The 13,987-nt window shown below is 71.4% G+C and carries 16 protein-coding genes; 13 read left to right on the top strand and 3 right to left on the bottom strand.

Annotation, left to right across the window (positions count from 1 at the left end; genetic code table 11):
* Nucleotides 1-163 precede the first annotated feature (163 nt).
* A complete protein-coding gene (gene epmA, locus HNR00_RS22400) occupies nt 164-1,222 on the bottom strand; it encodes an EF-P lysine aminoacylase EpmA (protein WP_183573253.1) in 1,059 nt (352 codons plus the stop codon).
* Between the two features lie 124 nt (nt 1,223-1,346).
* On the opposite strand from epmA, the gene efp reads away from it, so the two are divergent.
* Complete coding sequence (gene efp, locus HNR00_RS22395; protein ID WP_183573251.1) at nt 1,347-1,913, top strand: elongation factor P; 567 nt, start codon at nt 1,347-1,349, stop codon at nt 1,911-1,913.
* Between the two features lie 168 nt (nt 1,914-2,081).
* Here the strand turns inward: efp and HNR00_RS22390 are convergent, their stop codons facing one another.
* Entirely contained in the window at nt 2,082-3,065 is a 984-nt protein-coding gene (locus HNR00_RS22390) for a heparan-alpha-glucosaminide N-acetyltransferase (protein WP_183573249.1), read from the bottom strand.
* Nucleotides 3,066-3,280: 215 nt separating this feature from the next.
* Between HNR00_RS22390 and HNR00_RS22385 the strand changes: the two genes are divergently transcribed.
* The 10 genes from HNR00_RS22385 to HNR00_RS22345 all read left to right on the top strand — a co-directional run bounded on the left by HNR00_RS22385 (nt 3,281) and on the right by HNR00_RS22345 (nt 11,980).
* Entirely contained in the window at nt 3,281-3,895 is a 615-nt protein-coding gene (locus HNR00_RS22385; RefSeq protein WP_210306636.1) for a cold-shock protein, read from the top strand.
* A gap of 13 nt (nt 3,896-3,908) precedes the next feature.
* The gene (locus tag HNR00_RS22380; protein WP_183573247.1) at nt 3,909-4,388 is read left to right on the top strand and encodes a DUF192 domain-containing protein; all 480 of its coding nucleotides are present in this window, start codon (nt 3,909-3,911) and stop codon (nt 4,386-4,388) included.
* Between the two features lie 4 nt (nt 4,389-4,392).
* On the top strand, nt 4,393-6,258 hold the full coding sequence (locus HNR00_RS22375; protein ID WP_183573245.1) for a magnesium chelatase subunit D: 1,866 nt from the start codon (nt 4,393-4,395) through the stop codon (nt 6,256-6,258).
* Between the two features lie 14 nt (nt 6,259-6,272).
* Nucleotides 6,273-7,160 (top strand): alpha/beta fold hydrolase BchO, encoded by an 888-nt coding sequence (gene bchO, locus HNR00_RS22370; protein ID WP_183573243.1) that lies wholly within the window; start codon nt 6,273-6,275, stop codon nt 7,158-7,160.
* Between the two features lie 253 nt (nt 7,161-7,413).
* Nucleotides 7,414-8,940 carry a phytoene desaturase gene (locus tag HNR00_RS22365; protein WP_183573241.1) on the top strand — a complete coding sequence of 509 codons (1,527 nt, stop codon included), beginning with the start codon at nt 7,414-7,416 and terminating at the stop codon, nt 8,938-8,940.
* On the top strand, nt 8,921-9,988 hold the full coding sequence (locus HNR00_RS22360) for a phytoene/squalene synthase family protein (protein ID WP_183573239.1): 1,068 nt from the start codon (nt 8,921-8,923) through the stop codon (nt 9,986-9,988). Before HNR00_RS22365 ends, HNR00_RS22360 begins: the two co-directional genes overlap by 20 nt.
* Entirely contained in the window at nt 9,985-10,128 is a 144-nt protein-coding gene (locus HNR00_RS22355; RefSeq protein WP_183573237.1) for a hypothetical protein, read from the top strand. Before HNR00_RS22360 ends, HNR00_RS22355 begins: the two co-directional genes overlap by 4 nt.
* A complete protein-coding gene (locus HNR00_RS25875) occupies nt 10,125-10,256 on the top strand; it encodes a hypothetical protein (protein ID WP_281383345.1) in 132 nt (43 codons plus the stop codon). Before HNR00_RS22355 ends, HNR00_RS25875 begins: the two co-directional genes overlap by 4 nt.
* A gap of 192 nt (nt 10,257-10,448) precedes the next feature.
* Nucleotides 10,449-10,973: a flavin reductase gene (locus HNR00_RS22350; protein ID WP_183573235.1), complete on the top strand. Its 525-nt coding sequence runs from the start codon at nt 10,449-10,451 to the stop codon at nt 10,971-10,973.
* A 296-nt stretch (nt 10,974-11,269) separates the two neighbouring features.
* Nucleotides 11,270-11,980: a hypothetical protein gene (locus tag HNR00_RS22345; RefSeq protein ID WP_183573233.1), complete on the top strand. Its 711-nt coding sequence runs from the start codon at nt 11,270-11,272 to the stop codon at nt 11,978-11,980.
* Nucleotides 11,981-12,135: 155 nt separating this feature from the next.
* On the opposite strand, the gene HNR00_RS22340 is transcribed toward HNR00_RS22345, so the two are convergent.
* Nucleotides 12,136-12,369, bottom strand: coding sequence for a GcrA family cell cycle regulator (locus tag HNR00_RS22340; RefSeq protein WP_056243178.1), 234 nt, complete (start codon nt 12,367-12,369; stop codon nt 12,136-12,138).
* Nucleotides 12,370-12,702: 333 nt separating this feature from the next.
* Here HNR00_RS22340 and HNR00_RS22335 point away from each other — a divergent pair, with 333 nt between their 5' ends.
* Both HNR00_RS22335 and HNR00_RS22330 read left to right on the top strand, forming a co-directional pair.
* Nucleotides 12,703-13,716, top strand: coding sequence for an NAD-dependent epimerase/dehydratase family protein (locus HNR00_RS22335; RefSeq protein ID WP_183573231.1), 1,014 nt, complete (start codon nt 12,703-12,705; stop codon nt 13,714-13,716).
* 179 nt (nt 13,717-13,895) lie between these two features.
* On the top strand, nt 13,896-13,987 hold a 92-nt coding region (locus HNR00_RS22330), incomplete at its 3' end, for a hypothetical protein (protein ID WP_183566517.1).

Genomic DNA, 13,987 nt, shown 5'->3' with positions numbered 1-13,987 from the left:
CGCGAGTCCCTCTCCCCTCCGCGGGAGAGGGTGGCCCGCGAAGCGGGTCGGGTGAGGGGAGCGACGCTTCCGGCACCGTCGCCCCCTCTCCCGTCTGCTCCGCAGACACCCTCCCCCGCAGAGGGGGGAGGGTTCTTGTCGGCGCGCTCAAATGGAGAAACGCTCACCGCGCACCGCCCCGCGCCACCGGCGTCCACACCACGTCGTCGATCCGTGGCGCGCCGGTCGCCAGCATCACCAGCCGGTCGAGACCCAGCGCGATGCCGCTCGCCTCGGGCATGATCGCCAGCGCCTCCAGGAAATCCTCGTCGATCGGATAGCGCTCGCCGTAGACCCGCGCCTTCTCGGCCATCTCCAGTTCGAAGCGGCGGCGCTGCTCGGCGGGGTCGGTCAGTTCGCCGAAGGCATTGGCGAGCTCGACGCCGCAGGCATAGAGCTCGAACCGCTCGGCCACCCGCGGATCGTAGGGGACGGGCCGTGCGAGCGCCGCCTCGCTCACGGGGTACTCGCACAGGATGGTCGGCCGGTCCTTGCCGAGATGCGGCTCGATCAGGCCGACGAGGACGCGGCTGAACAGGTCGGCCCAGCTGTCGTCGGCGGCGACCCGCAGGCCACGCGTCACCACCTGCGCGGCCAGCGCCTCCCGGTCGGTGGCGCCGTCCGCCGCGAGGGTGGCCAGCAGATCGATGGCGGCATGGCGCTCGAAGGCTTCCGCCAGCGTCAGCCGCTCGAAGGGGGCGAACGGGTCTGAATGCCGACCGCGGAAACTGAGCCGCTTCGTGCCCGCAGCCTCGGCGGCGAGCGCCAGCAGGGCGGCGCAATCGGCCATCAGACTGTCGTAGGTCTCGCCCGCCCGGTACCATTCGAGCATCGTGAACTCGGGGTGGTGCAGCGCGCCCCGCTCGCGGTTGCGGAACACGCGGGCGAGGCTGAACAGCCGCGTCTCGCCCGCCGCCAGCAGCTTCTTGCAGGCGAATTCCGGCGAGGTGTGGAGATAGAGCGGCGCCCGCCCGCCATCGGGCAGGATCGCTTCGGTGGCGAAGGCCGAGAGATGCGCCTCGTTGCCCGGCGACACCTGGAGCGCGGCGGCCTCGACCTCGACGAAGTCACGGCTCCCGAACCAGCCGCGCAAGGACGCGACGATGCGGTTGCGGGTCATCAGCAGGGGCCGGCGATCCGCGTGGACGGCCGGCTGCCACCAGGGCGAGGCCTCGGCACTCACGCGGAAAAGGTCTCCGGCTGGCAACGGGGGCGCGGATAGGGTAGGGCCTCGCGGATGATTCCGCTCGCACGGCCGTCCGGCGTGTGGGGCAGTGCCGTTCTCGTCAAGCCTAAGGTCCACGCTCGTGAAAGTGATCGCCAGTACCCTTCGCAAGGGCAACGTCGTCGAGAAGGACGGCAAGCTCTACGTCATCCTGACGGCGGAGAACATCCACCCCGGCAAGGGCACCCCGGTCACCCAGCTCGACATGCGCCGCATCACCGACGGCGTGAAGATCGCCGAGCGCTACCGCACCACCGAGCAGGTCGAGCGGGCCTTCGTCGAGGACCGCGACCACACCTTCCTGTATCAGGACGGCGAAGGGTTCCACTTCATGAACCCCGAAAACTACGAGCAGATCGCGGTGCCGGCGGACGTGGTCGGTGACGCCGCCCCCTATCTCCAGGAAAACATGACCGTCACGCTCTCGACCCACAACGGCGTGCCGCTGACGATCGAGCTGCCCCAGCGCGTGACGCTGGAGATCGTCGAGACCGAGCCGGTGACGAAGGGCCAGACCGCCTCCTCGTCCTACAAGCCGGCGATTCTCTCCAACGGCGTGAAGACGAGCGTCCCGCCCCACATCTCCGCCGGCACCCGCGTCGTCATCATGACGGCCGACGGGTCGTACGTGGAGCGTGCGAAGGACTGAGCCGGCACCTCTCGGCGGTCCGGAAGGGGCGCTTCTCCTCCCCCTTGTGGGGAGGAGCCGGAGGTGGGGGTGGTTCAGGATGAGGCGGAGGCGGTGCCTTCTGCCCGACCCCCGCCCGTAAACCGTTCCCGCAAGGGGGAAGGGGACCCGCGATGTTCCCGTCCCAGGTCACGGCGCCGGCGCCGTTCCCTCCGCCGCCTCGTAGCAGGCCTGCGACAGCCCCTGCGCCTTGAGCCGCTGCTCCGGCGCATAGGGCGCGCCCAAGCCCCACAATCCCTCACGCCGCAACGCCTGCTCCGTGCAGCGCGCCGCGACCCGGCACGACTCCGCCCCGCCGCCGGTGCGGACGCAGTTCGCCGCGTAGGTCGCCCGAAAGCTCGCCGCGCCCGCCCGCGGATGCGGGCCGGTGAGGCTGACGACACCGTAGAGCAGGGCCAGCAACACCGGCTGGTGCACGAGATAGAACGCGAGGCTGTGGCGCCCGGCGAAGGCCGCCGCGCGGGCGATCCCGTGCCGCGCCCGCCAGCGGGCGAGCGGCCCGCTCACGAGAAACGGCCCGCCGAGCCGGGCGAGCGCGATGCCGGCGAGCACCATCCCGGACCAGGGAAACAGCGGCACCCAGTCGTTGGTGTCCGGCCGCAGCCGGCCGAGCCCGAGGAAGTACAATTCCGGCGCGTCGAGCAGCGGATGCACGATCACCGAGGGCGCCAGCAGCACGGCCATCGCCGTGAGCGCCGTGATCCAGACCGGCGCGAACACGAAGGGCAGGCCGAGCAGGCTCGCGGCCGCGATGCAGTGCAGGATGCCGAAGAAGATGTAGCTCTGCGGAAACGCGAGATACGTCGCCCCCGTGATGAGCGCCGCCGCCCCGCCGATGCGGGCGATCCGCAAGCCGAACGCCTTGAGGGGCACGCCGCGCCCGTTGGCGAGCACCAGCCCGATGCCAACGAGCAGCAGGAACGCGCCGGCGATGACGTGCGCCGCGAGCCGCCCCGGCGGGGTCAGGGCATGGTTCTCCGGCGTCAGCCTGAGGAAGCCCAGATCCCACAGGGTGTGGTAGCTCGCCATCGCGGCGAGCGCAGTCCCGCGGGCGACGTCGAGGGCATCGATGCGGCCGCGCGGCACGGCGGCGGAAGGGGAAGGAGCCGGCATGCGCGCGGCCCTATCACCCCGGCTCGGCCGGGGCGAGGACGGGCGTGCGGGCCTCTGCCCAAGCGCGCGTCATCGGCAGTGAGGCGCCGCCGCCATGGCGGGCAAAATTGGTTCCGTGGAATGTCCCGTTGCCGGTCAAACGGGCTTTCCGGGAATCGGGACTTTGTTAACGTAGCGTCGGAATTGCACGGCGCGATTCGGCACGGGTTGCTTACATGTCGAACGAACACGAGATCGGTCCGAGTCTCGCCCGGTCCGCCGAGGCCAAGGACCATACCAGGGGCCTCGATCACGCGGCGGAGGCCGAGCCGCCGCTCGACCTCGTGGAGATCGCCGGCCGCATCAAGTGGTTCGACGTGTCGAAGGGTTTCGGGTTCATCGTGCCCGACGACGGCTCGCCGGACGTTCTCCTGCACATCACCTGCCTGCGCCGCGACGGGCATCAGGCCGCGAGCGAGGGCGCGCGCATCGTCGTCGAGGCGGTGCGCCGCGCCCGCGGCTGGCAGACCTTCCGGGTGATCTCGCTCGACCAGTCGACCGCGACCCACCCCTCCGAACTGCCGATGCCGCGCACCCACGTCTCGGTGACGCCGACGAGCGGGCTGGAGACCGCGGTGGTGAAGTGGTTCAACCGCCTGCGCGGCTTCGGCTTCGTCAGCCGCGGCGACGGCACGCCGGACATCTTCGTCCACATGGAGACGCTGCGCCGCTACGGCATCGCCGAGCTGAAGCCCGGCGAGACGGTGCTGGTGCGCTACGGCGACGGCTCGAAGGGTGCTATGGCGGCGGAAGTCCGCCTCGTCGACGGGGCGCTTCCGGCCTCCCACTGACGGGGTTCTTTCCGTGCGCGTTCTTTCGAAGATCGTCCTCGTCTGCCTCGCGACCTTCGCCGTCCCGCCGACCGCGCCCCGCGCCGAGGCACCGGCGGCCAGCGCCGAACAGGGGCCGACCGAGCCGCTGGCCATCGCGACCAGGGACGGGCGCCGCGCTTTCAAGGTCGAGGTGATGCGCAACGACGCCCAGCGCGCCAAGGGGCTGATGTACCGACGCCAGATGGCCGCCGACCACGGAATGCTGTTCGACTTCGAGCGCCCGTTGCCGGTCAACATGTGGATGAAGAACACCTACATCCCCCTCGACATGGTGTTCATCCGCTCTGACGGCTCGATCGCCCGCATCGCCGCCGACACCGAGCCGCTGTCGACGCAGATCATCTCCTCGGGCGAGCCGGTGCTGTCGGTGCTCGAACTGAACGCCGGCACCGCGGCCAAGCTCGGCATCCGGGCGGGCGACCGGGTCGAGCACGCGCTTTTCCGGCGCTGACGCCTTGGCGGAGCCCGAACCGAACGCCGCCTGGGACGACGCCCTCCACGCGCTCGCGCTGTTCTCCGCCGATCCGCGCGGGCTCGGCGGCATCGTCCTGCGCGCCGGAGCCGGCCCGGTGCGCGACCGCTGGCTCGACCTCCTCCGCTCGCGCATCGCCGGCCCGATCCGCCGCCTGCCCCCCGGCGTCGGCGACGACCGCCTGATCGGCGGCCTCGACCTGCCCGCGACGCTCCGCGCCGGCCGCCCGGTGGCGCAGAGCGGCCTGCTCGCCGAAGCCGACGGCGGCGTGGTGATCGTGCCGATGGCCGAGCGGCTGGAGCCCGGCACGGTCGCCCGCCTCGCCTCCGCCCTCGACACCGGCATCGTCGCCCTGGAGCGCGACGGCCTCGCCGCCCGCCTGCCGGCCCGGATCGGGCTGGTGCTGCTGGATGAGGGCATCGAGGACGAGGCGGTGGCCGAGGCTTTGGCCGATCGGCTGGCGTTCCGGATCGATCTGACCGGGGTGAGCCTGCGGGAGGCGGAAACCACCCCATCCCACCCCCATCCTCATCCTGAGGTGCTGCGAAGCAGCCTTGAAGGAGGGCTCCAGCCCGCCGCGCGATCCCTGGAGCCCTCCTTCGAGGCTCCGCTTCGCTCCGCACCTCAGGATGAGGGGGAGGGATGGGAGGAGCGGGGCGCTGTTTCGGCGCAGCCCCAGGACGATCCCGTCACGATCCTCTGCGCCACCGCCGCGGCGCTCGGCATCGCCTCCCTGCGCGCCCCGCTGCTGGCGCTCCGCGCCGCGCGGATCGCCGGGGGAGGCGGGGTGCCGGACGACGCCGCGCTGATGGAGGCCGCCCGCCTGGTCCTGGCGCCGCGGGCGACGCGGCTTCCCGCGCCCGAACCGCAGGAAGGGGAGGCGAGCGCGCCGGAGGAGCAGGCGGAGCCGCCGCCGGACTCCGGGTCTCAGCCTGAACAATCGTCCTCTCCCGACGACAGCACGGACGACGCATCCAGCCCCCAGAAGAACCTCGACGAGGTCGTGCTCGAAGCCGCCCAGGCGGCAATCCCGAAAGACCTTCTAGCCCGCCTCCTCGCGGGCGGCCCCTCCCTGCGCAAGGCCGAAGCCGGCCGCAAGGGCGCCGCGGCGGCCTCCCTGCACAATGGCCGGCCGATGGGCAGCCGGCCCGGCGATCCGCGCCGCGGGCGGCTCGACCTGATCGCGACCCTGCGCACCGCCGCCCCTTGGCAGCGCCTGCGCCGGGGCGAGGGCGAGACGCGCCGCGTGATCGTCGCCCCGGAGGATTTTCGCATCCGCCGCTTCCGTCAGCGCAGCGAGACCACGGCGATCTTCTGCGTCGACGCCTCCGGATCGGCGGCCCTGGAGCGGCTGGCCGAAGCCAAGGGCGCGGTCGAACTGCTGCTCGCCGAGGCCTACGTCCGGCGCGACCGGGTGGCGCTCGTGGCCTTCCGCGGCGTCGGTGCCGAGGTGCTGCTGTCGCCGACGCGTTCGCTGGTGCGGGCCAAGCGCGCCCTCGCGGGCCTGCCCGGCGGCGGGGGAACGCCGCTCGCGGCGGGGCTCGACGCGGCCGCAGCGCTCGGCCTCGCGGTGCGCCGGGCCGGCGGCACGCCGGTCGTGGTGCTGCTCACCGACGGCCGCGCCAACGTCGCCCGCTCCGGCATGGGCGGGCGGGCCCTCGCGGGCGAGGAGGCGTTGGCTGCGGGCCGCGCCTTGCGCCACCACGGCCTGCGCACCCTCGTCATCGACACCGGCGCCCGGCCCGACGGCGCGCGCGCCCTCGCGGAAGCCGCGCAGGCGCGCTACTGCCCGCTGCCGCAGGCCGATGCGGGAAGCGTGCGCGCCGCCGTGCGCGCGGCCACCGCGTGAGCGCAGGGTTCTTCATGCCCCTTCTCGACGAGGACCGCCCCACTTGGGAGCGCGACGGCCGCGACTGGCCCCACCGCGCCGCCAGCCGCTTCGTCGAGGCCGCGGGCTTGCGCTGGCACATCCAGGAGTTCGGCGACCCTAAAAAACCCGGCCTCCTGCTGCTCCACGGCACCGGCGCGGCGACCCATTCCTGGCGCGGCCTCGCGCCGCTTCTGGCCGAGCGCTACCGCGTGCTCGCCCCCGACCTGCCGGGCCACGGCTTCACCGATCCGCTGCCGCCCCGCCGCCTGTCGCTCCCCGGCATGGCCGAGGCGGTCGCCGGGCTGACCGATGTTTTGGGATTTTCTCCTGCGCTGGCCATCGGCCACTCAGCGGGTGCGGCGGTGCTGACCCGCTTGTGCCTGGATAAGCGCATCACCCCGGACCTGCTGGTCGCGCTCAACGGGGCGCTGACGCCGTTTCCCGGTGTCGCGAGCATCCTCTTCCCCAGCATGGCCCGGCTGCTGTTCGTCAATCCGATCACCCCGAAACTCTTCGCCTGGAGCGCCGACAAGGCCGCGGTGCGCCGGCTCATCGACGGCACCGGCTCGCGCCTCGACCAGACGGGGCTCGATCTCTACCGCCGCCTCTTCACCCGCGCCGGCCACGTCTCCGGCGCGCTCGGCATGATGGCGAACTGGGACCTCGCGGCGCTCGACCGCGACCTGCCGAAACTCGCCACCCGCACGCTCCTCGTCGTCGGCAGCGAGGACAAGGCGATTCGCCCCGACACCGCCTTCGCGCTCCGCGACCGCCTGCCCGCCGCCCGCATCGAACTGGTGCGGGGGCTGGGACATCTCGCCCATGAGGAGGCGCCGGGGCGCATCGCCGAGATTGTTTTTCGGGAAGCGGCAGACACCTGATCGCGTCGGCCGCCGACTCTTCCCGTCATTGCGAGGCGGAGCCGACGCAATCCAGCGCTCCGCATCAGCCAAAAAAGGCGCGCCGCCGCGAACCTCTTTCGGCGTCGCTGTTCCGCGTGCCATTGCAGCGTCGCGCTCTGGATTGCTTCGGCTCCGCCTCGCAATGACGGAGTGGCGCGGCTCCGAAACGATCAATCAGGACGCGCCTCACGCCCCCTTGCGCGCCTCGCGCCTCAATGCTTAGTGTCAACTCATGTTGACACTCGCCGTCAAGCCGATGGACGTGGATGGCCCGGATCGCCGGCCGCACGCGGTCGTGATCGGCTCCGGGTTCGGCGGGTTGGCAGCCGCCGTGCGGCTCGGGGCGCGGGGCTACCGCGTCACCGTGCTGGAGCGGCTGGAGCAGCCGGGAGGGCGCGCCCGCGTCCACCGGCAGGATGGATTCACCTTCGACGCCGGACCCACCATCGTCACCGCGCCGTTCCTGTTCGAAGAGTTGTGGCGTCTGTGCGGGCGCGACATGGCGCAGGACGTGGCGCTCGTGCCGATGCGCCCGTTCTACCGCATCCGCTTCGACGACGGGTCGAGCTTCGCCTATAGCGACGACCGGCAAGCCATGCGTGCCGAAGTCGCCCGGTTCTCGCCCGACGACGTCGAGGGCTACGAGCGCTTCATGGCCCACAGCGAGGCCGTCTGCCGCGTCGGCTTCGAGGAACTCGGCCACGTGCCGTTCGACAAATTCGGGAGCATGCTGCGCATCGCGCCCGACCTCCTGCGGTTGTCCGGCCATCGCAGCGTCTACGACGTGGTCGCCCGCTTCCTGCACGACGAGCGCCTGCGCACGATCTTCAGCTTCCACCCGCTGCTGATCGGCGGCAATCCGTTCCGGGCGAGCGGCATCTACTGCTTGATCGCCCATCTCGAGCGGCAATGGGGCGTCCACTTCGCCATGGGCGGGACGGGCAGCCTCGTCGATGGCCTCGCCGGGCTGATCCGGGGGCAGGGCGGCACGATCCGCTGCGGCGCGGACGTGGCGCGGATCCGCGTCGAGGGCGGGGCCGCGACCGGGGTGACGCTGGTGGGCGGCGAGACGATCCCCGCTGACATCGTCGTCTCGAACGCCGATTCGGCCACCACCTACCGGACGCTGCTCGGCGGCACGACCCGCCGCTGGAGCAAGCGCAAGCTGGAGCGCGCCGCCTCCTCCATGGGGCTGTTCGTCTGGTATTTCGGCACGAACCGGAAGTTCGGCCAAGTCGATCACCACACGATCCTGATGGGCCCGCGCTACCGCGAGCTGCTTGCCGACATTTTCGACCGCAAGCACCTGGCCGAGGATTTCAGCCTCTATCTCCACCGGCCGACCGCGACCGATCCGCTGCTGGCCCCTGAGGGCTGCGACGCCTTCTACGTGCTCTCGCCGGTGCCGAACCTCGCCGGCGGCCAGGATTGGGCACAACTCGCCGAGCCGTACCGCAAGAAAATCGAAAAATATCTGGAAGCCACGGTGATGCCGGGGCTGTCCGCGTCGCTCGTGACCTCGAAGGTGACGACGCCGCAGGATTTCGCCGACGATTTCCTGAGCTTTCGCGGCTCCGGCTTCGGCCTGGAGCCGGTGCTGACGCAATCCGCGTGGTTCCGGCCGCACAACCGGTCGGAGGACGTGGCCAATCTCTTCCTCGTCGGGGCCGGGACGCATCCCGGCGCCGGCCTGCCGGGCGTGCTGTCTTCCGCACGCGTTCTCGATGCCGTGGTGCCGGATGCGCGTGTTTCCGTCTGATTCCTCCTTCGCCGTGTCGGAGGCCGACCACGCCGCCTGCCGGGCGGCGATCCGTGCCGGCTCGAAAAGCTTCTATGCCGCCTCGATGCTGCTTCCGGCCAGGGTGCGGCGCCCGGCCTACGGGCTCTACGCCTTCTGCCGCCTCTCCGACGACGCGGTGGACGAGGCGGGCGGCGACCGCGCCGCCGCGCTCGCCCGGCTGGAGCGCCGCCTCGCGCTGGCGCAGGCCGGACGCCCCGAGAACCATCCGGCGGACCGGGCGCTCGCCGACGTGCTCGCCGCCCACGCCATCCCCGAAGCCTTGCCCCGCGCCCTGCTCGAAGGCCTCGCCTGGGACACGGCTGGCCGCCGCTACGCCACGCTCTCCGATCTCTCGGCCTATGGGGCTCGCGTCGCCGGGGCGGTGGGGGCGATGATGAGCCTCGTCATGGGCGTGCGCGAGTCCGCAGCGCTCGCCCGCGCCTGCGACCTCGGCGTCGCCATGCAGTTCACCAACATCGCCCGCGACGTCGGCGAGGACGCCCGCGCCGGCCGCCTCTATCTGCCGCTCGACTGGTTGGACGAAGCCGGCATCGACCCGGCCGCTTTCCTGGCCGACCCGCAGGCCACGCCCGCGCTCCGCCGGATCGTCGCCCGCCTGTTGGCGGCGGCCGAGTTGCTCTACGCCCGCTCCGAGCCCGGCATCGCCATGCTGCCGATCGGCTGCCGCCCGGCGATCCGCGCCGCGCGCCTGATCTACGCCGAGATCGGCCGCGCAGTGGAGGCGAACGGCCTCGATTCGGTCACCCGCCGCGCCCGCGTGCCGGGCTACCGCAAGGCGGCGCTGCTGGCCCGCGCGGCGCTCCCGACCCTCACCGCCGCCGAGCCGCTCGCCGCGGCTTTGCCCGAGACCGCCTATCTGGTCGAGGCGGTGCAGCGCCATCCCTTGCCGCTCGCCGCGCCCGGCCTGCCGCCGTGGTGGGACTTTTCCGGGCAGGCAGTACGCGTCCTCGATCTGATCGAGGCGCTGGAGGAACGCGACGCCTTCCGCCGCTCCGCGCCCTCGTGAGCGACCACGGCTTCGCCGCCCTCGATATCGGCCTCGCCTTCGGGGTGATCTTGGGCGTCGCGATCTGGCAACTCGTCCGGGTCAAGCGCTCGATCCGCCGCGACCGCGAGGATGCGTCGCGAAAGCCGCCCGGCCCGTGATCGCTGCGCTCGCCCTGGAACTGCTCCTGATCGGGCTCGCCGTCTGGCAGCTCGTCGTGCTGCGCCGGAGCCTGCGCGCCGATCGCGAGAAGCGCGCGCGGGAGGGCGACGACACGGGCGAGCCGTAGGGATTTTTTGCCCTTTTGCGGCAGAGAACGCCGGTTTCACGGAAGAACCCGCCTTCGACCACGGGCACGCTCGCCGCGTCTTCGCGCCGCCCGGCCTTGCCTCGGAGGATCGTCGTGCCCACAGCATCGCTCGAGCGGGAATCCGTCTCCGCCGTCCTTCCCTTCCCGCTCCCGGCCGAGAGGCGCGTCTCCATGCTCCCACCAGATCCCGCGCTCGACGCGCCGGCCTATCGTGAGGCCATGGCGCGGGTCGCGAGCGCGGTGCATCTCGTCACCACCGACGGCCCCGGCGGCCGGGCCGGCTTCACGGCCACCGCGGTGTGCAGCGTCAGCGATTCCCCGCCGACCCTGCTGGTCTGCCTTAACCGCTCGACCTCCGCCTATCCGGCGTTCCGGGCCAACGACGCCGTGTGCGTCAACACGCTGTCGAGCGAGTTGCGCTCCGTCGCCGAGGCGTTCGGCGGCGCGCTGCCGCGCTCCGAGCGCTTCGGCACCGCCCGTTGGGACACGCTCGCGACCGGCGCGCCGACCTTGCCCGACGCGCTCGCCGTGTTCGATTGCCGCATCGTCGAGCGCTCCGCGGTCGGCACGCACGAGATTTTGCTCTGCGAGGTGGTCGCGCTGGCGTTGCGCCCCGAGCGGGCCGGGACGAGCCTGCTCTATGCCGGGCGGCGCTACCGTACTTTGCCGCCGGCGGAAGAACCCGTTTCCGATTGATCGCGTCGGCAATCCAGCGCTCCGCGTTGTCTGGCGGCATCGCCCGTGGCACCGCTGCCTTGCGCGGCCGCGCCCCTTTTCGGGATGGTCGTGCCCTGGATCGCGTCAGTTTCGCCTCGCGAGGACGGCGAACTCGCGGGATCGGACGGAGCCCGTTCGAGACGGACGGCGATGGCCGCTTTTCCCGTGGACGGCCGCACCGTTCAGGGTTAATTTTTCATTCGCTTCATCGCAGGACGCGAAAGGGGCCGGTCCGCCGGCAGATCCCTTCCTTCCGTCAGCCCGAGGGCGTGTCCATGTTGAGCGGCCGCTTTCCGTTCTGCCTCGTTCTCGCCGCTTGGCTCGTCGGCGGGGTCGCCTTGGCCCAGGCCGAAGGCGAGGGGACGAGCTGGACCGATCCGCCGGCCCGCACCGCGCCGCAGGAGCCGGCGACGCCTGCGGACAAGCCCCCCGACGCGAAGCCGCCGGAGCCCGCCCGGACGGAGCGGCCGCCCGAGCCGGTGAAGAGCGAGCCGACGCAGGCTCGGCGGAGCCCGTCCGCACCGGCCCAGCCCGCACCGACGCCGACACAAGCCGAGCAGCGTCAGGAGCAGATCCGGCGCGCCGTCGCGCGCTCGACGGCGCAGCGCGAGGCCGAGGCGGCGGCCCGCGCCGCCCGGTTGCCGCGGCGCAGCGTCGTCGAGCGATCGGCCCCGCCACGCCGCCACGTCGAGCGACCGCTGCGCTTGAGCGAGCGTCCAGCACCGTCCATGCGACAGAGTCTGGCCGCGCGGCCGCGCAGCCTGCGCCGTCCGGTTTACGGCTATGCCGATCCGGTGCCGGCCTACGGCCGCTACGAGGGTGGTCCGCGGGTTTGGGACGAGGGGCCGCCGGATGACCGGGCGCGCCGCATCGCGCAGGCGCGCTCGGCGGGCTACCTCGTCATGCGCTCGCGCAGCTACGCCTACCCCGACGGCGTCGTGGTGCGGCGGCTCGCCCCGCTCGGCGAGTACGATTTCTACGATTGAGGCTGGATGATCGTACGATCATCCGGATTCCGGGTGCCGCGGCGTCTTGGTCCGAAAGCCGGAAACCACCTTTCGGGACGATGCTCCGGGCACGAAAAAGGGTGCCGCACTCGCTGAGCGCGGCACCCTCCAAATCGGTCGAACGGTTCGGCGCGTCAGCGGATGCGGCCGGGCCGGGTCGGCTCGAACACGATGCGGCGGTGATAGGCACACCAGCTCTTGCCGTCGGCGACAGGCGCGCCGCAGCAGACTGCCTGATCGCTCGGCTCGCCGATGATAAACTTGCACACGAAGGCGCCGGACTGCGCGAACGGCACCCGGAACTCGGCGGACGGCTCCGCGATCGGGTTGGCCTCACCGATCTGCGGCAGGCGGAAGAGTTGGTTCATCGGATCGACACTCGGTATCTTGAGACTCGCTGACGTCGGTGCGAGGGCGGGGCGATGCCCGCGGATGAGGGAAAGTCCGAGCCGGCCCGGCTTCTCCGCTGCGTCGGCGCCGCCGACGATCGCCAGGGACCGCGCAGTCGCAGGAATGGGAGAATCAGTTCGGCTGTTGATCGATCGTAAGTAAGCCGCTTTGTCCGTCAGGCAAGCCCCGTCGCGGTCGCATGCACCCTGCGTACAGAGCAAACGTCACGAATCGCCTGTCCCCGGGTTTCCTTGCGACCCACGGATCGGGATGATACTCGCCCCGTCGTCAAGAGAGGTTTCCCGCCCGACATGCACGCTCTCGTCACCGGCTCGGCGGGCTTCGTCGGCCATGCCCTCAGCCGTCGTCTGCTGGCCGAGGGCCACCGCGTGACCGGGTTCGACGGCTTGTCGGACTATTACGACGTCGATCTCAAGCGGGCCCGCCACCGCGATCTGGCGCAGCATGAGCGGTTCGCGGCGGTCGAGGCGCGGCTCGAGACTCCGGGCGCGGTCCGCGAGGTGATGGAGGCGGGCCAGCCCGACATCGTGTTCCACCTCGCCGCCCAGGCGGGCGTGCGCTACAGCCTGATCAACCCCGCCTCCTATGTCGATGCCAACCTCGTCGGCTTCGCCAACGTGCTCGAGGCGGTGCGGGCGCACCCGGTGCGCCACCTGATGGTGGCCTCGACGAGTTCGGCCTATGGCGGGGATGCCAGCGTGCCCTTCCGCGAGACCGACCGGTCGGTCTCGCCGCTGACCCTCTACGCCGCGTCGAAGCTCGCCGGCGAGGCGATGGCGCATTCCTACGCCCATCTGTTTTCCGTGCCGACGACGGCGTTCCGCTTCTTCACGGTCTACGGGCCGTGGGGGCGGCCCGACATGGCGCTGTTCCTGTTCACCCGCAAGATCCTGGCGGGCGAGCCGATCGAGGTGTTCGGCGAGGGCGCGGCCGAGCGCGACTTCACCTATATCGACGATCTGGTCGACGCGATCGTGCGTTTGGCGGATTGCGTGCCGCCGCTGCCCTCGCAGGGCGGTCCGGTCTCGGACGGCGACACCCTGAGCAAGGTGGCGCCCTACCGCCTCGTCAATATCGGCGGCGGTCGTCCGGTGCGGCTCGACGCGATGATCGAGGCGCTGGAAGATGCCCTCGGCCGGAAGGCGCAGCGCATCCTCAAGCCGCTGCCGCCCGGCGACGTGATCCGCACGCATGCGAGCACCGAACTGCTCGAATCGCTGGTCGGGCAGGTTCCCGAGACATCGCTCGAGACTGGTATTGCGGCATTCGTCGAATGGTACCGAAACTACTATCCGGACGCCTGATCACGTTCGTTCCTAGATCGATCGTATTGACATGGGCGCCCGGTTCGGAAATCCCCCCTTCGTCGAAGGGCGCCCCGAACTGATCGGGTGACCGGCTCGAGACGTCACGGATCGCACCCGGACGCGGTCGGAACGAGGGATCGACCGCGGCTCGACGGACAGACCAGAGAGGGTTTTCGATGCGGATAGCGATGATTGGGTCGGGCTATGTCGGCCTGGTGTCGGGGGCCTGCTTCGCCGATTTCGGCCACGAGGTGATCTGCGTCGACGT

The sequence above is a fragment of the Methylorubrum rhodinum genome (assembly GCF_014199935.1).
GTDB classification, from domain to species: Bacteria; Pseudomonadota; Alphaproteobacteria; order Rhizobiales; family Beijerinckiaceae; genus Methylobacterium; species Methylobacterium rhodinum.
Note: the sequence above shows the minus strand (reverse complement) of the source record. Positions and strands in the feature narration are given on the sequence as shown.